Source organism: Rhizobium sp. CNPSo 3670, assembly GCF_057784555.1.
In genome coordinates, this window is the sequence record NZ_JBXSOL010000008.1 from 34,351 (window position 1) to 50,864 (window position 16,514).

The window sequence follows — 16,514 nt, forward strand, 5'->3', positions numbered from 1 at the left end:
ACCGGCGTCTTCTTTTCCATCAAAGGACGAAAGTCAACGTTCTCAACCCCTCGCCAATTGGCAAACTCCGGCTATGATGGCGCCACGATCAACCAAACCGGTGTGTCATGTCCCCAAAAAAGACGACGCTGAAGCCTGCCAGAAACGTACCCGCCTCGACCAAAACACCCCCGGACCCCGGATCCCTGCGCGGCGTTGCGAACTGGAAGGAAGCGGCGCAGTGGCTGAGGGCCAGGGGCATCGAAGACATTGAATGCATCACGCCGGATCTTGCCGGCGTTCCGCGCGGCAAGATGATGCCGAGTTCCAAATTCACCTCCAACACCTCGCTGGCGCTGCCGTCGGCGATCTATCGGCATACGATTTCGGGCGAGTATCCGGAGGAGACGGAGAGCTTCCGCTACGAGCCGCGCGACAGCGATCTGAAGCTGATGCCCGATCTTTCGACGCTGTCGGTCGTGCCCTGGGAAACCGACCCGACGGCCCAGGTGATCTGCGACATTGTCGATTCCGACGGCGGCGAAGTGCCCTATACGCCACGCAACGTCTTGAAGCGGATCATGAGCCTCTATCACGACCGCGGCTGGAAGCCGATCGTGGCGCCCGAGATCGAGTTCTACCTGGTCGCCAAGAATGACGACCCCGACTATCCGCTGCATCCTCCGAAAGGCCGCTCCGGCCGCTCGATCCTCGGCGGCCAAGGCTATTCGATCGCCGGCATCAACGAATTCGACGAGCTGATCGACGACATCTACCATTTCTCCGAGAAGCAGGGGCTGGAGATCGATACGCTGATCCACGAAGAGGGACCGGCGCAACTCGAGATCAACCTGCGCCACGGCAATCCGATCGAGCTTGCCGACCAGGTGTTCCTGTTCAAGCGCACGATCCGTGAAGCGGCGCTGAAGCACGACATCTATGCGACCTTCATGGCCAAGCCGATGCAGGGCCAGCCGGGATCGGCGATGCACATCCACCAGTCGGTGGTCAATGTCGAGACAGGCAGAAACGTCTTCTCCAATGCGGATGGATCGGCCTCGAAGGAATTCTTCCATTTCATCGGCGGCATGCAGAAATTTGTGCCGAGCGCGATGGCGATGCTGGCGCCCTATGTGAATTCCTATCGGCGCCTGCAGCCCGACATGTCCTGCCCCGTCAACAACGCCTGGGGCTACGACAACCGGACGACCGCCTTCCGCGTTCCGGTTTCCGATCCGCAGGCGCGGCGGGTGGAAAACCGGCTGCCGAGCTCGGACGCCAATCCCTATCTGGCGCTCGCCGCCTCGCTTGCCGCCGGCCTGCTCGGCATCATGAGGCAGATCGAGCCGACGGCGCCGACCGAGGATTCGGCCAATGAGGGCTCGATCGACCTGCCGCGCGGCCTGCTGGAAGCCGTGGCGCTGATGGAGGACGAGCCCGCCTTCGAAGAGGTGTTCGGCAAGCAGTTCATCGGCCTTTACGCCGGCGTCAAGCGCGGCGAATTCGAGACCTTCATGCAGGTGATCAGTCCCTGGGAGCGGGAGTTTCTTCTGCTCAACGTGTGAGCGATATCATGGCATCGCAGGCGATGTGGCAGAGCCCGATTGCGCCCGGGCTATCCTGGTATCAGGCAACTGTCGGGGAGCGGCCGACCTACGCCGCTCTCGACGGCTCGAGAACATGCGACGTCGCAATTGTCGGCGGCGGCTATACCGGCCTGCAGGCCGCCTACAACCTCGCCAAGTCAGGCGTTTCCGTCGTGCTGATCGAGGCCTGGCGCTTCGGAGACGGAGCGTCGGGGCGCAATGGCGGCCAGCTCGGCACCGGCCAGCGATGGTGGCCGGAAGAGCTTGAGGAAAAGATCGGCTACGAACGCTCGAAAGCCCTGTTCGATGTCGCCGAGGCGGCCAAGCGCCATCTTCTCGATTTCGCCCGGGAACATCAGATCGAGATCGATTATGTGCCCGGGCAGCTCAACGTCGCGCACAAGGCAAGCTACGAACGTGACTACCGTGAGAATGCCGAAATCGCCGCCGAGCGCTATGGCTACCCGCATTTGAGCTTCATGGATGAGAAGGAAACGCAGGAGCGGCTCGGCTCGAAGCGTTTCCACTGCGGCGTGCGCGATGTCGGGACCGGCCATATTCATCCGCTCAAGCTGCTCATCGGGCTCGCCCGGGTGGCCGCCAATGCCGGCGCGTCCATTTTCGAGATGACCCATGCAAAGGCGATCCGCCAAAGCGGCGGCAAGGTGACGATCGAAACCGAAAAGGGCACGATCACCGCCGACCGGGCGCTGCTCGCCTGCAACGGCCATATCGGCAATCTTGAGCCGGTGACGGCAAGTCATGTTATGCCGATCCGCTCCTTCATCGGCGCCACTGTTCCGCTCGACGGCTACCCCGATGTGCTGCCGGGGGGCGAGGCCGTCGCCGATTCGCGCTTCGTCGTGCGCTATTTCCGCAGATTCGAAGGCCGCCTGCTGTTCGGTGGGCGCGAGGCCTATACGGCGGACAATCCGCGGGACATATCGGAGCATATCCGCCGGCAGATCGCCGAGATCTATCCCGACCTGAAGGATATCGAGATCACCCATGCCTGGGGAGGCAGCGTCGGCATCACCATGCCACGCCAGCTTTTCGTGCGCGAGGTGATGCCCGGCGTCACCTCGATCGGCGGTTACTCCGGCCATGGCGTCATGCTGTCAAACTACTGTGGCAAGCTCTACGCAGAAGCGGTGCTCGGAAAATCCGGCGATCTTGATCTGTTCAAATCGCTCGACATTCCCGCCTTTCCCGGCGGAGCCCGGATGCGGGCGCCGTTGCTTTTCCTCGCCTTGTCGTGGTTTGCGCTTCGCGACAAGTTTTAGTCCGATTGCGGATTTCCTCTTTGCGGAATTCGCTCTAAAACCGGTGCCTGACAGATTCATTGCACTGCACACTGGCTTTTTTAAATCGATTAGATTAAAAGGGCCGCCAACCAGCCTGATTGAGAGACAAGCTCATGAGCAGCCAGATCATTCCCGTTGAGCCTTTTGATTATGTCGTCTTCGGTGGCAGCGGCGACCTTGCCGAACGTAAGCTTCTGCCTGCGCTCTACCATCGCCAGATCGAGGGTCAGTTCACGGAACCGACGCGTATCATCGGCGCCTCGCGCAGCCCGCTTTCGCATGAGGAATATCGCAAGTTCGCCAAGGACGCGCTGAAGGAACACCTGAAGAAAGGCGAATACGACGACGCGGAGGTCGAAAAGTTCTGTGCCCGCCTCTACTATGTTTCGGTCGACGCCCGCACTGACACGGGCTGGGATCAGCTGAAGAAACTGCTCGACGAAAGCAGAGATCGGGTGCGCGCCTTCTATCTGGCGGTTGCGCCCGGCATCTTCGGCGATATTTCCCAGAAGATCCATGACCACAAGCTGATCACCAAATCGACCCGCATCGTCGTCGAGAAGCCGATCGGCCGTGATCTGGCCTCGGCGCTGCAACTCAACGACACGATCGGCCGCGTCTTCAAGGAAGAGCAGATCTTCCGTATCGACCACTATCTCGGCAAGGAGACGGTGCAGAACCTGATGGCCTTGCGTTTCGCCAATGCGCTTTACGAGCCGCTGTGGAACGCCAACTATATCGATCATGTGCAGATCACCGTGGCGGAATCGGTCGGTCTCGAAGGCCGCGCCGGCTATTACGATACGGCCGGCGCGCTGCGCGACATGGTGCAGAACCATATCCTGCAGCTGCTCTGCCTGACGGCGATGGAAGTACCATCGTCGATGGATTCGGAAGCCGTTCGCGACGAGAAGCTGAAGGTGCTGCGCGCCCTGAAGCCGCTCGATGCCTCCAATGTCGAGCAGGCGACGGTCCGCGGCCAGTATCGCGCCGGCGCTTCGGGCAGCGGCCCGGTCAAGGGTTATCTCGAAGAGCTGGAAGGCGGCGTCTCGAACACCGAGACTTTCGTCGCCATCAAGGCCGAGATCAATAACTGGCGCTGGGCGGGCGTTCCGTTCTACATCAGAACCGGCAAGCGGCTTACCGGACGCATGTCCGAGATCGTCATCACCTTCAAGCCGATCCCGCATGCGATCTTCGACCAGGCGGCCGGACGCATCGTCGCCAACCAGCTGATCATCCGCCTGCAGCCGGATGAGGGCGTCAAGCAGTCGCTGATGATCAAGGATCCGGGTCCGGGCGGCATGCGGTTGCGCAACGTATCGCTCGACATGAGCTTCGCCCAGGCGTTCAATGTCCGCAATCCCGACGCTTACGAGCGCTTGCTGATGGATGTGATCCGTTCCAACCAGACCCTGTTCATGCGCCGCGACGAAGTCGAAGCCGCCTGGAAATGGGTGGATCCGATCCTCAAGGGTTGGGAAACGACCGGCCAGCAGGTGCAGGGCTATACGGCTGGCACCTGGGGCCCGAGCCAGGCCATCGCGCTCATCGAGCGCGACGGCCGCACCTGGCATGACGACATCTAGGACGACATCGATGGCCTCAACCCTGCATTCCTTCGCTAGTGCCGCCGAACTCGCCGGCGGCCTCGCCGATAAGGTTGCCGATACGCTCTCGGCGTCCATCTCCGCTCGAGGTGCGGCGTCCATGGCCGTTTCCGGCGGTTCGACGCCGAAGGCCTTCTTCCAGGCGCTTTCGACACGCGACATTGCCTGGGACAAGGTGACGATCACGCTGGTGGACGAACGTTTCGTTCCGGCCGATAATGCCCGCTCGAACCATCTGCTGGTCGATGCCAATCTCTTGCAGGACAAGGCGAAGGCGGCGCGTTTCGTGCCGCTTTACCAGCCGGCATCCTCAGTCGAGGAAGCCGCACGGCTTGCGACGGAAAAGAGCGCCGAAATCGGCATCCCCTTCGACGTGGTGATCCTCGGCATGGGCGGCGACGGCCACACGGCCTCGTTCTTTCCCGGCGGCAGCAATCTTGCCCAGGCGCTCGACGCATCGACGCCGCGCGGCGTCATCCCGATGGAAGCGGAAGGAGCCGGCGAGCCGCGCCTGACCTTCACCTTCTCCAGTCTTCAGGATGCCGCACTCCTGGTGCTCCATATCGAGGGCGAAGGCAAAAAAGACGTTTTCGCCAAGGCGGAAGGCAGCGGTGACGAGGCAGAAATGCCGATCCGCGCCGTTCTGCGCCGGGCCACTTCCCCGGTCGAGATCTACTGGGCTCCCTGATCGGCCCCAGACCCGGATCCGGATTCAGGCCGGAGCCGCCGAGAGAGATAGAGACAACGAATAAGGCAGGGATTTTCCATGTCCGCTCATGCACGCATTTCTGCGATCACGGATCGCATCGTCGAACGCTCGAAGCCGACCCGCGAGCGCTACCTGGACCGCCTGCGCGCCGCAGCTTCAAAGGGTGTGCAGCGCTCGGTGCTCGGTTGCGCCAACCTCGCCCACGGCTTCGCCATCTGTTCCCCCGCCGATAAGGACGCGCTCGCCGGCGACCATGTCCCCAACCTCGGCATCATCACCGCCTATAACGACATGCTCTCGGCTCACCAGCCGTTCGAGACCTATCCGGCAATCATCCGCGAGGCGGCCGCCGAGGCTGGCGGTGTCGCCCAGGTGGCCGGCGGCGTGCCCGCCATGTGCGACGGCGTCACCCAAGGACAGCCTGGCATGGAGCTCTCGCTCTTCTCGCGAGACCTGATCGCCATGGCCGCGGGCGTCGGCCTATCCCACAACATGTTCGATGCCGCCCTCTTCCTCGGCGTCTGCGACAAGATCGTGCCGGGCCTCGTCATCGCGGCCCTATCCTTCGGCCATTTGCCGTCGATCTTCGTTCCGGCAGGTCCGATGACGACGGGGCTGCCGAATGACGAGAAGTCGCGCGTGCGCCAGCTCTTTGCCGAGGGCAAGGTCGGCCGCGCCGAGCTGCTGGAGGCGGAATCGAAGTCCTATCATGGCCCCGGCACCTGCACCTTCTACGGCACCGCCAATTCCAACCAGATGCTGATGGAGATCATGGGTTTCCACATGCCGGGATCCTCTTTCATCAACCCCGGCACGCCGTTGCGCGAAGCGCTGACGCGCGAAGCCGCCAAGCGGGCGCTGGCGATCACGGCACTCGGCAACGAATTCACGCCGGCCGGCGAGATGATCGATGAGCGCTCCGTCGTCAACGGCGTCGTCGGCCTGCATGCGACCGGCGGCTCGACCAATCACACGCTGCACCTCGTCGCCATGGCGCGGGCAGCCGGCATTCAGCTGACCTGGCAGGACATCGCCGAGCTTTCCGAAATCGTGCCGCTGCTTGCCCGCGTCTATCCGAACGGCCTTGCCGACGTGAACCATTTCCAGGCGGCCGGCGGCATGGGTTTCCTCATCAAGGAACTCTTGAAGCACGGGCTGGTGCATGACGACGTTCGCACCGTCTTCGGCCAGGGCCTCGAAGCTTATACGGTCGATGCCCGCCTCGGCGAGAACCGCACCGTGCTGCGCGAACCGTCGCCTGACAAGAGCCACGATCCGAAGGTGCTTGCCAGCATCGAGACGCCTTTCCAGGCGAATGGCGGGCTGAAGATGCTGCGCGGCAACCTCGGCAAGGCGGTCATCAAAATCTCGGCCGTCAAGCCGGAGCGCCACGTCATCGAGGCGCCGGCGATCATCTTCCACAGCCAGCAGGAACTGCAGGACGCCTTCAAGGAAGGCAAGCTCAACCGCGATTTCGTCGCCGTCGTGCGCTTCCAGGGGCCGAAGGCGAACGGCATGCCGGAACTGCACAAGCTGACGCCGCCGCTCGGCGTGCTGCAGGATCGCGGCTTCCGCGTGGCGCTCCTCACCGACGGGCGCATGTCCGGCGCATCCGGAAAGGTACCGGCGGCGATCCACGTAACCCCAGAAGCCGTCGACGGCGGCCCGATCGCCCGCATCCGGGACGGCGACATCATTCGCCTCGACGCGATCAAGGGCACGCTCGAAGTGCTGGTCGACGCTGCCGACATGGCCGAGCGCGAGCCGGTGAGCATCGATCTCTCGGACAATGAATTCGGCATGGGCCGTGAACTCTTCGCCCCCTTCCGCCGCGCCGTCGGCGCTTCCGATCAGGGTGCGAGCGTGCTCTTCCACTGAGCATGAACGCCCGGAGCAAACAAAAACCCGCGGGGTGCGCACGAAGCACCCCGCGGGTTTTCTGTATCAGGTCCGGTGATATCCTTAGGCGCGGATATCGAGAACGTAATCCTTGTGCGCCGGGTGCGTGCTGTAGACGAAGATCTTGTTGAGTTCCTTCTGGGTCAGCAGTCGCAGGAAACGCACCTCGATCGTGTTGTTGGCATTCACCTTCATCAGCAGGCAACCGACCTTGGTGATGCGGGCATCCGGAATATCCAGATAGAACTGCTTCGGCAGGTTGAACTGGGTCAGGATGGCGAGCGTCGCGCTGCTCATCGAGATGCGGACGATATCGCAGCGGCGCGAAGCCGCGTGCATGACGCCCTTTTCCGTATATTCGATGCGCGCGGCATTCATTGTGTCCTCCATCTTGAACCGCGCCTCGCGGTCATACATGAAGGATTCTTCCTTGCTCAGGAAGTGAGGTCTTGGCTGTGATGGATTGGAAGCGGCCACGTGCTTGTCCCCCTCGTAAATCGACTGGGAAAAGGTAGCAGCCGATCTTTAACAGAAAGTGAGAATTCGGCCCGTCCCGCACAATTTCTGGTGTTATTACCCCAAAAATGGCTTCCTCATTTCCGATAGGTGTGGCCGGTCGCGTCAAAGAGATGCAGCTTCTGCCGATCGGCGGCAAAGCGCATCTTCTGGCCCTTATGGACATCGTATATGCCCGGCAACTTGACAACGATCGGCTCACCGGGAACCAGGCCCTCGATATAAAGCAGCGTCACTTCGCCGAGCGCCTCGACGATCGAGACTTCGCCCTCGAAAACATAGTCGCTCCCGTCGGCGATCCTCAGATCTTCGGGACGAACGCCGAAGCTCGCCTGCTTGCCTTTCTCGGAAGCTTCGGTCGCCACATCTAGTGTCACCGACATGCCGCCGGTCAGCGTTACGGTCGTCTGGCTGCCGGTCCCGGCGATCGTCGCGGGAATGATGTTCATGGCGGGCGAGCCGATGAATTTCGCGACGAAGAGGTTGGCCGGGCGTTCGTAGAGTTCCAGCGGCGCGCCGACCTGCTCGATATTGCCGGCCGAGAGGACGACAATACGGTCGGCGAGCGTCATCGCCTCGACCTGGTCGTGGGTGACGTAGATCATCGTCGTATCGGCCATCTGCTCGTTGAGACGGGCAATTTCGATACGGGTGGCAACGCGCAGCGCTGCATCGAGGTTGGACAACGGCTCGTCGAACAGGAAGACCTTGGGATCACGGCAGATGGCGCGGCCGATCGCCACGCGCTGGCGCTGGCCGCCCGACAACGCCTTCGGCAGGCGGTCGAGATATTTGGTCAGCTGCAGGCTCTCGGCCGCCGCGCGAACACGGCGGTCGATCTCCTGCTTGCTTTCGCCGGCGATCTTCATGCCGAAGGCCATATTGTCGTAGACGGTCATGTGGGGGTAGAGCGCGTAGGACTGGAAGACCATGGCGATGCCGCGCTTCGACGGCGGCACGTCATTGACGAGCTGGCCGTCGATATACATCTCGCCGCCGGTGATCGCCTCGAGACCGGCAATCATGCGCAGAAGCGTGGACTTGCCGCAACCGGACGGACCTACGAAGACGATGAATTCGCCCTGCTTGATATCGAGGTCGATACCATGGAGAACATCCACGGAACCGTAGGATTTGCGGATGTCCTTCAGTGTCAGTCCAGTCATTTGTCACTCCCCTCCTGATCCTTAAGCGAGACGGGCGAAATACGCCCCCCAGGCCGGAATATCGATCTTGTCGCCATAGTTGTTGCTGGTAAAGCCATGGCCCGTCAATGCCTGCCATTCTCCCGCAGGCAGAGTGACGCCGGTCTCGGCCGGGCTCATGTTGAAAATGCAGAGCAGCTTTTCATCGCCGTATTCGCGGGTGAAGACCAGGCTGTCGCCCTGCGCCTCCTCGAATTCGATTTCACCCTTGGCAAAGGCCGGATGCAACTTGCGAAAGGCAATGAAGCGGCGATAGTGCTCCAGCACCGAAGTCTCATCACCCTGCTGGACGTTGACCGCGCGCAGGATGTGCTCGACCGGCACCGGCAGCCAGGGCTTGACGGTTGAAAAACCGCCCTGGGCGACGTGGCTGTCCCAGACCATCGGCGTGCGGCAGCCGTCGCGGCCCTTGAACTCAGGCCAGAACTGAATGCCATAGGGATCCTGCAGATCCTGATAGGCGAGATCGGCTTCCGTCAGCGCCAGTTCCTCGCCCTGGTAGAGGCAGACGGAGCCGCGCAGCGTCAAGAGCAGCGAGGCATAGAGTTTGGCGAAGGCGTCGTGATCGGCGACCAGCCCGCCCCAGCGGCTGACGTGACGCATGACGTCATGATTGGAGAAGGCCCAGCAGGCCCAGCCATCGGGTGCGGCAGCTTCGAAATCCTCCATCACCTCCTCGACGCGCTCCGGCGTCAGTGGATCGGGCGCCAGGAACTCGAAGGCATAACACATGTGCATCTTGTCATTGCCGGAGGTATATTCGCCTACGATTTCGAGGCCGCGCTGGCTGTCACCCACCTCGCCGACGGCGGCGATTGCCGGGAACTCTTCGAGCACGGCGCGGAAACGCTTCAGGAAGGCAAGGTTCTCCGGCCGGTTCTTGTCGTAGATATGCTCCTGGAAGTTATAGGGATTGACCGCCGGCGCCGTCGAGGCGTTGCGCCGCTCGGGCGCAAGCGCCGGATTGTCGCGCAAGAGCGGGTCGTGGAAATAAAAATTGATGGTATCGAGGCGGAAGCCGTCGACGCCGCGATTAAGCCAGAAGCGCACGACATCGAGCAGACGATCCTGCACTTCCGGGTTATGCAGGTTCATATCCGGCTGAGAGGTCAGGAAATTGTGCAGGTAATACTGCATGCGCGTCGGGTCCCACGCCCATGCGGAGCCGCCGAAGATCGACAGCCAGTTGTTCGGCGGCGAGCCATCGGGTTTTGCGTCGGCCCAGACATACCAATCAGCCTTGGCATTGGTCTTGCTGGAACGGCTCTGCACGAACCAGGGGTGCTGGTCCGAGCTGTGGGAGATGACGAGGTCGATCATCACGCGGATTCCGAGGCGATGGGCCTCTGAAATCATCGTGTCGAAATCCACCAGCGTGCCGAAGATCGAATCGACATTCTCGTAATCGGAAACGTCGTAACCGAAATCGCGCATCGGCGAGGTGAAGAAGGGCGAGATCCAGATCGCGTCGACGCCGAGGCTCGCCACATGCGGCAGGCGGGCGGTGATGCCCTTCAGATCGCCGATGCCGTCGCCGTTCGAATCCTGGTAGGAGCGCGGATAGATCTGATAGATCACCGCGCCGCGCCACCAGTCCTTGTCGGCGGTCAAGATCGATTGGGAAGCCACGTTCATGAGATATCCTGTTCGTCACATTTCGGGGGATTGTCAGCCGCCCTTGACCGAACCCGCCAGCAGACCACGCACCAGATAACGCTGCAGTCCGAAGAAGACGAGCAGCGGCACGACGATAGTGACGAAGGCCGACGCCGTCAAAATCTCCCAATTGCCGCCGCGCGAGCCGAGCAGCGCGTTCAGCCTGCCGGTCAGCACGAGGTGATCCTGATCGGTGCCGAGGAAGACCATGGCGACGAGCAGGTCGTTCCATACCCACAGGAACTGGAAGATGGCGAAGGAGGCGAGTGCCGGGAAGGACAAGGGCAAAACGATACGAGTGAAGATCTCGAAGTCGCTCGCGCCGTCTACGCGGGCGGATTCGATGATCTCCTTCGGCAGGCCGGCAATATAGGCCCGCAGGAGAAAGATGGCGAGCGGCATGCCGAAGGCGGTGTGCGCGAACCAGATACCGGGATAGGTCTTCGACGGCTGGCCGAGCATATTGCCGATCTCGTTGTAGAGGCGAAGCAGCGGAATCAGCGACATCTGCAGCGGCACGACGATGAGGCCGACGACGAGGGCAATCAGCAGCGCGCGGCCGGGAAACTCCATCCAGCTCAGGGCATAGGCGGCAAAAGCGGCAATCAGGATCGGGATGATCGTCGCCGGGATCGTCACCGTCAGCGAATTGATAAAGGACTGGCCGATGCCTTCGCCGGTCAGAACCGTTTTATAGTTCTGCAGCGTGAATTGCGGCGGCGCCGAGACGGACACGTAGATGCGCCGCGGCCGCTCGTCAGGTGAAAAGGCCGTGTTCTTCGTATAGCGATAGCTGCCGTCGCTGTTGATCTGCAGCATTTCGCCATCACCGAGATCGGCGGTCTCGCCGGCTTCGAAAGCGGCCGGCTGCTGCACGCGGTTGCCGAAGGCTTTTACCGAGCGGCCGGTCTGCCCTTCCAGCACATTGCCTGAAATGACGTAAGTGGCGCCTTCCTGCTTTTGCTGATCGGGCGTGCCCAGGCGGACGGCGACGGTCTGCGTCGAGCCGACAAAGGCCGTCCACCATCCGGAGACGACGATCTGGTCCTTGTCGCGCAGCGCGCTGACGAAGATGCCGAGCGTCGGGATCAGCCAGATGATGACGATCAGCAGAACGGCAAGGTGAACGAAGAGACGGGCGGGACCGATCTTGAAATAGTTTCCGACAGCGGTCATCTCAATGGCCCTTCAGTTCGCGGTTGGCGCGGCGCACGTTCCAAATCATGATCGGCGTGACGGCAAGCATGATGATGATGGCGATGACGGCGCTTCGGCCGGAATCGCCGCCGCCGCGGAACATCCAGTCGAACATCAGGTTCGCCAGCACCATTGTCTGCCACTGGCCGTTCGTCATGGTCAGCACGATGTCGAAGACCTTGAGGACGAGGATGGTGATCGTCGTCCAAACCACGGCGATGGTGCCCCAGACCTGCGGCACCATGATGCGCCAGAAGATCTGCCAGCCATTGGCGCCGTCGATGACGGCGGCCTCGATCGTCTCTTCCGGGATGCCGCGCAGCGCCGCCGAAAGGATGACCATGGCGAAACCGGTCTGGATCCAGATCAGGATGATCATCAGGAAGAAATTGTTCCAGAAAGGAACCGAGATCCAGACTTCCGGCGTGCCGCCGAAAAGCTGGACGATGGCGTTCAGCAAGCCGATCTGGACGTCGTTACCGCCGCGATATTCATAGATGAATTTCCAGATGACCGATGCGCCAACGAAAGAGATCGCCATCGGCATGAAGACGATGCTCTTGGCGATATTGCCCCACCAGATGCGGTCGGTCATCACGGCGATGACAAGGCCGAAGAAGGTGCAGGCGGCCGGCACGACGGCAAGCCAGAGGATGTTGTTGAAGATCGACTGGCGGAATTCGCGGTCCCCAATCGCCCATTTGTAGTTGGCAAGCCCGACGAACTGCAGACCGGTGCGGTCGTAGAAGGAGAGGATGAAGGTCGCGACGACGGGATAAACGAGGTAGACGAAAAGCAGGAACAGCGCCGGCCCGATGAACAACCACGGCCGGATCAGTGCGCGCCGGTTGAGGTTGCGCGATGCGGCGCGGATGTCGCCATCCTTCACCGGCAGAGCCAGATCCAGAATCTTGTTCGAAAAATAGAAATAGGCCGAGCACGCGACAACGGCCACGACCACGACGCCCAACGCGGACACTATCTGCAACAGCATTTCGCCCTCCCCTGCTTCCCCTGATTTCATTCCGACCGGATTTTATTCTGACGGATCAAGGCCGGCCACCGTCAATCTGTTTGATTGCCCAGTCACAATATATCCCGCGAAGGCCGGGCTCTTTGAGAACCCGGCCAGTCACGCAGGCCATGCCGCCGGCAAACCGGCGGCATCGTATTAACGATTATTTGATGCCGTCCCAGGCGCTCTGGATTTCGCCGGCCGCCTCTTCGGCAGTCTTGCCGCCGACGAAATCGACCATGCCCGTCCAGAAGGCGCCTGCGCCGATCTTGCCCGGCATCAGGTCGGAACCGTCAAAGCGGAAGGTGGTGGCCGACGTCAGGATCTCGCCTTCCTTCTTCATCTGCGGATTGGCATAGGCCTCCGTGCTGACGCCCTTGTAGGGTGTCAGGAAGCTCGACTGCGCCATCCAGACCTCGTGTGCGATCGGGGTCTTCAGGAAATCGATGAAGGCGCGGGCCGTTTTCGAGTCCTTGGTGATCGAGACGAGCGTACCGGCGCCGAGCACCGGCTTGCCGAGCTCGGGATGCGAAGCATAGGTCGGCATATAGAAGAAGTCGGCGTCCTGTCCGAGCTTCGTGCCCTCAGGGAAGAAGGAGGGTATGAACGAGGCCTGATGGTGCAGGTAGCACTTCGGCGGAACGGTGAAGAGGCCCTTCGGGCTGTCGCGGAAATCGGTCGAAGCCACGGCTGCGACACCACCGTTTACATATTTCTCGTTCTTGGCGAACTTTCCGAATTCGTCGATCGCGGCAACCACGGCCGGATCGGTGAACTTCAGCTCGTTGGTCGTCCACTTGTCGTAGGCTTCCGGCGGCTGCATGCGCAGCATGATGTCCTCGACCCAATCGGTCGCCGGCCAGCCGGTCGCGCCGCCGGAACCGAGACCGATGCACCAGGGAACGCCGCCATCCTTGACGATCTGGTCGGTCAGGGCATGGAGCTCTTCCATGGTCGTCGGGATCTTATAGCCGGCTTCCTCGAAATTCTCCGGCACGTACCAGACGAGCGACTTGACGTCGGCCTTATAAGGGAAGGCGTAGAAGGCTTCCTTGCCGTCCTTGCCCTTGTAGGTGCCATAACCGACCCAGCTGTCGCCGGCGCCGTAATTGTCCTTGATCCACTTGGAATTGTCGTCGCCGAGCGGCGTCAGGAAGCCCTTGCCGGCGAGATCGGCCAGCAGCCCCGGCTGCGGCAGAACAGCGATGTTCGGCGGCGAGCCTGCCTGCGTGTCGATGACGATCTGTTGTTCGTAGTTTTCGGAAGAGGAATATTTGACGTCGATTCCGGTCGCTTCGGTGAAATAGGCGAGAACGCTCCGGAAGAACGCCTCGTCCTCACCGCGCCACGGGCCGAAGATCGTCAGCGGCTGCCCCTTCAGGTCGGCATGAGCGGCCTTGAATTCGTCATAGCTCTTCCAGTTGAACTTGGCATCTTGTCCCGGCGCAAACTTCAGATCGGCCGCGGACGCAGCACCGGCAAAAAGCGCCGCCACGGCAACGCTCATCAAAAATGACTTTTTCATGTGATCAACCTCCCATCACAAACTCAACAGCGCCAAACTTCTTCAACGGAAATTTTCAAAGCGCTTTGGCACCCAACTCATTCCACTTTCGGTGGAGCGAAGTCAAGTCATTTCGCGAAAAGCCGCCGCAGACATGCGGAATGGCGCCGTCCACCGGTTTCTCTTGGGCAATATGGAGCGATTTTTCTTGAGTCAAGCGCGCCAAATGAATACATAATTGAAAGCGCTTTGGATGTCGCTGGGAGGCGGCTTGCCTGTCGAGGCGCCAAGCGGGCCGGGAGGAAGCATAGCAGGTGAATCTCAAACAGCTATCGGAATTGCTGGGGCTTTCGCAGACGACAGTGAGCCGAGCCCTCAACGGCTATCCCGAGGTCAACGAAGCGACCCGGGAGCGCGTGCTCCAGGCTGTCAAGGAAACCGGATACCGGCCGAACAAGGCTGCCCAGCGGCTTGCGACCGGCAAGGCGGGCTCGATCGGCCTTGTCATGCCGACGGCGCCGGGCCATCAGTCCGACGTGCATTTCGGCGAATTTCTGGCCGGACTCGGCGAGGAGGCCGTGCGCCACGATTTTCACTTCGTCATCATGCCATCCGACCCGGACGACGAGGTGGCGGCGCTCCGGCGCCTTGCGATCAGCGGCAATGTCGATGCGCTGTTCGTCGCCTATATGCGCGGCCACGACCCGCGGCTTCCCATGCTGAAATCCCTCTCCATGCCCTATGTCGTGCATGGCCGCTCCTTTGGGACGGATCCGGACTATCCCTACCTCGACATCGATAATGAGGGCGCCTTCTACGATGCGACGCGGCTCCTGTTGCAGCTCGGTCATACGCGCTTTGCGCTGATGAACGGGCCAATGCATCTGGATTTCGCGATTCGCAGGAGGAATGGCGTGACAGCCGCTCTAGCAGAGCGCGGGCTCACTCTCGACGAGGATTGCATCAGCCATGCGTTGATGACCGATGAGCAGGGCCTGCTTTCGATGGAGCGCTTCCTGCAGCTGCCGAACCGCCCGACGGCAATCCTCTGCTCCAGCACGGTACTGGCGCTCGGGGCGATCCGCGCAGTGAACCAGGCCGGATTGCGGCTCGGCGAAGACATTTCGCTGATCGCCCATGACGACGTGCTGCCGCTGTTGAAACCCGAGAGCTTTTCGGTGCCGCTGACGACGACACGCTCCTCGCTCCGGGCGGCGGGTGTGCGCATCGCGCAGCGGCTGATCGGCACGGTGAAACAGGCCGGCCCCTTTCCCGAACAGGAGCTCTGGAAAACCGAACTGATCGTCAGGGCCTCGACCGGCCCTGCCCCGCAGCAGGCTTAATCAGAACTGCGGCGGCGTCTGCCCTGCGGCCCGGTGGGCGGCGATGACAGTATTGGCCATCAGCATGGCGATGGTCATCGGACCGACACCGCCGGGAACGGGCGTGATGGTGCTGGCGATCTCGGAGACTTCGCCGAAGGCAACGTCGCCGACCAGCCGGGTCTTGCCCTCTCCCTTATCGGGAGCCGGCACGCGATTGATGCCGACGTCGATAACGGTTGCGCCGGGCTTGACCCAGTCGGCCTTGACCATCTCCGGCCGGCCGACGGCGGCGACCAGAATATCGGCGTTGCGGCAGACCTCGGCGAGATTCTTGGTTCTGGAGTGCGCGATCGTCACCGTCGCATTGGCGTTGAGCAGCAATTGCGCCATCGGCTTGCCGAACAGGTTGGAGCGGCCGATGACGACGGCATTGAGCCCGGAGAGATCCTCGCCATGGGTGCGGCGGACGAAGACCATGGCGCCGGCCGGCGTGCAGGAGACCAGCCCGGTCTTCAGGTCGCCGGTGGCGAGCTTGCCGGCATTGACGACGCTGAGGCCATCGACATCCTTTTCCGGCAGGATCGACTGGATGATCGGTTCACTGTCGAGCGGTTTCGGCAACGGCAACTGCACCAGGATGCCGTGGATCGACGGATCGGCGTTAAGCGTGGCGACAAGCGCTGCGAGCTCTTCCTGCTTCGTCTCGGCCGGCAGCGTGTGCTGCACGGACTTGAAGCCGCATTCCTTGGCCATGCGGCTCTTGGAGCCGACATAGGCATGGCTTGCCGGATCGTCGCCGACGATGATGACCGCAAGGCCTGTCGTGACGCCGCTCATCTTTTCCAGCGCTGCCGTCGCACTCTTGACCGTCTGAATTACGGATGCAGCAACAAGTTTGCCGTCGATTACTGTCGTCACGCGTCTCTCCGCCCTGTTTTGCGTCAATCTAGGAATAGTTGACGAGCGTCAAATGCCCGCTAACGCCCTATCCTGTCGGAAAGCGGCAAGG

The 16,514-nt window shown here is 61.6% G+C and carries 13 protein-coding genes; 6 read left to right on the forward strand and 7 right to left on the reverse strand.

Annotated elements, in window-relative coordinates; all coding sequences use genetic code 11:
* The first annotated feature begins 107 nt into the window (after positions 1-107).
* From AC13QO_RS10155 to edd, 5 genes are all read left to right on the forward strand, one after another.
* Entirely contained in the window at positions 108-1,544 is a 1,437-nt protein-coding gene (locus AC13QO_RS10155) for a glutamine synthetase family protein (protein WP_085776992.1), read from the forward strand.
* Between the two features lie 8 nt (positions 1,545-1,552).
* Complete coding sequence (locus AC13QO_RS10160) at positions 1,553-2,848, forward strand: NAD(P)/FAD-dependent oxidoreductase (RefSeq protein ID WP_488540583.1); 1,296 nt, start codon at positions 1,553-1,555, stop codon at positions 2,846-2,848.
* 134 nt (positions 2,849-2,982) lie between these two features.
* Positions 2,983-4,458 (forward strand): glucose-6-phosphate dehydrogenase, encoded by a 1,476-nt coding sequence (zwf, locus tag AC13QO_RS10165; RefSeq protein ID WP_085776991.1) that lies wholly within the window; start codon positions 2,983-2,985, stop codon positions 4,456-4,458.
* Between the two features lie 10 nt (positions 4,459-4,468).
* Positions 4,469-5,167 (forward strand): 6-phosphogluconolactonase, encoded by a 699-nt coding sequence (pgl, locus tag AC13QO_RS10170; RefSeq protein ID WP_488540584.1) that lies wholly within the window; start codon positions 4,469-4,471, stop codon positions 5,165-5,167.
* 78 nt (positions 5,168-5,245) lie between these two features.
* Entirely contained in the window at positions 5,246-7,066 is a 1,821-nt protein-coding gene (edd, locus tag AC13QO_RS10175; protein WP_085776989.1) for a phosphogluconate dehydratase, read from the forward strand.
* Between the two features lie 84 nt (positions 7,067-7,150).
* Here the strand turns inward: edd and AC13QO_RS10180 are convergent, their stop codons facing one another.
* From AC13QO_RS10180 to AC13QO_RS10205, 6 genes are all read right to left on the reverse strand, one after another.
* Positions 7,151-7,504, reverse strand: a complete 354-nt coding sequence (locus AC13QO_RS10180) for a hypothetical protein (protein ID WP_009996042.1) — start codon at positions 7,502-7,504, stop codon at positions 7,151-7,153.
* A 176-nt stretch (positions 7,505-7,680) separates the two neighbouring features.
* Positions 7,681-8,769 (reverse strand): ABC transporter ATP-binding protein, encoded by a 1,089-nt coding sequence (locus tag AC13QO_RS10185; RefSeq protein ID WP_085776988.1) that lies wholly within the window; start codon positions 8,767-8,769, stop codon positions 7,681-7,683.
* Positions 8,770-8,790: 21 nt separating this feature from the next.
* Positions 8,791-10,443, reverse strand: coding sequence for a beta-galactosidase BglA (gene bglA / locus AC13QO_RS10190; RefSeq protein ID WP_085776987.1), 1,653 nt, complete (start codon positions 10,441-10,443; stop codon positions 8,791-8,793).
* 33 nt (positions 10,444-10,476) lie between these two features.
* Positions 10,477-11,640, reverse strand: a complete 1,164-nt coding sequence (locus AC13QO_RS10195; protein ID WP_085776986.1) for a carbohydrate ABC transporter permease — start codon at positions 11,638-11,640, stop codon at positions 10,477-10,479.
* A gap of 1 nt (position 11,641) precedes the next feature.
* Positions 11,642-12,655 carry a carbohydrate ABC transporter permease gene (locus tag AC13QO_RS10200; RefSeq protein WP_085776985.1) on the reverse strand — a complete coding sequence of 338 codons (1,014 nt, stop codon included), beginning with the start codon at positions 12,653-12,655 and terminating at the stop codon, positions 11,642-11,644.
* A gap of 184 nt (positions 12,656-12,839) precedes the next feature.
* Positions 12,840-14,201, reverse strand: coding sequence for an ABC transporter substrate-binding protein (locus AC13QO_RS10205; protein ID WP_085776984.1), 1,362 nt, complete (start codon positions 14,199-14,201; stop codon positions 12,840-12,842).
* A gap of 293 nt (positions 14,202-14,494) precedes the next feature.
* Between AC13QO_RS10205 and AC13QO_RS10210 the strand changes: the two genes are divergently transcribed.
* Positions 14,495-15,523: a LacI family DNA-binding transcriptional regulator gene (locus tag AC13QO_RS10210; protein WP_085776983.1), complete on the forward strand. Its 1,029-nt coding sequence runs from the start codon at positions 14,495-14,497 to the stop codon at positions 15,521-15,523.
* Here the strand turns inward: AC13QO_RS10210 and folD are convergent, their stop codons facing one another.
* A complete protein-coding gene (gene folD, locus AC13QO_RS10215; protein ID WP_085776982.1) occupies positions 15,524-16,423 on the reverse strand; it encodes a bifunctional methylenetetrahydrofolate dehydrogenase/methenyltetrahydrofolate cyclohydrolase FolD in 900 nt (299 codons plus the stop codon). It lies immediately after the preceding gene.
* Between the last annotated feature and the right edge of the window lie 91 nt (positions 16,424-16,514).

What these genes read in the sequence shown, in the direction of transcription:
- AC13QO_RS10155 (WP_085776992.1), top strand. Translation starts at nt 108, where the DNA reads ATGTCCCCAAAAAAGACGACGCTGAAGCCTGCCAGAAACGTACCCGCC.
- AC13QO_RS10160 (WP_488540583.1), top strand. Translation starts at nt 1,553, where the DNA reads ATGGCATCGCAGGCGATGTGGCAGAGCCCGATTGCGCCCGGGCTATCC.
- zwf (WP_085776991.1), top strand. Translation starts at nt 2,983, where the DNA reads ATGAGCAGCCAGATCATTCCCGTTGAGCCTTTTGATTATGTCGTCTTC.
- pgl (WP_488540584.1), top strand. Translation starts at nt 4,469, where the DNA reads ATGGCCTCAACCCTGCATTCCTTCGCTAGTGCCGCCGAACTCGCCGGC.
- edd (WP_085776989.1), top strand. Translation starts at nt 5,246, where the DNA reads ATGTCCGCTCATGCACGCATTTCTGCGATCACGGATCGCATCGTCGAA.
- AC13QO_RS10180 (WP_009996042.1), bottom strand. Translation starts at nt 7,504, where the DNA reads ATGTATGACCGCGAGGCGCGGTTCAAGATGGAGGACACAATGAATGCC.
- AC13QO_RS10185 (WP_085776988.1), bottom strand. Translation starts at nt 8,769, where the DNA reads ATGACTGGACTGACACTGAAGGACATCCGCAAATCCTACGGTTCCGTG.
- bglA (WP_085776987.1), bottom strand. Translation starts at nt 10,443, where the DNA reads ATGAACGTGGCTTCCCAATCGATCTTGACCGCCGACAAGGACTGGTGG.
- AC13QO_RS10195 (WP_085776986.1), bottom strand. Translation starts at nt 11,640, where the DNA reads ATGACCGCTGTCGGAAACTATTTCAAGATCGGTCCCGCCCGTCTCTTC.
- AC13QO_RS10200 (WP_085776985.1), bottom strand. Translation starts at nt 12,655, where the DNA reads ATGCTGTTGCAGATAGTGTCCGCGTTGGGCGTCGTGGTCGTGGCCGTT.
- AC13QO_RS10205 (WP_085776984.1), bottom strand. Translation starts at nt 14,201, where the DNA reads ATGAAAAAGTCATTTTTGATGAGCGTTGCCGTGGCGGCGCTTTTTGCC.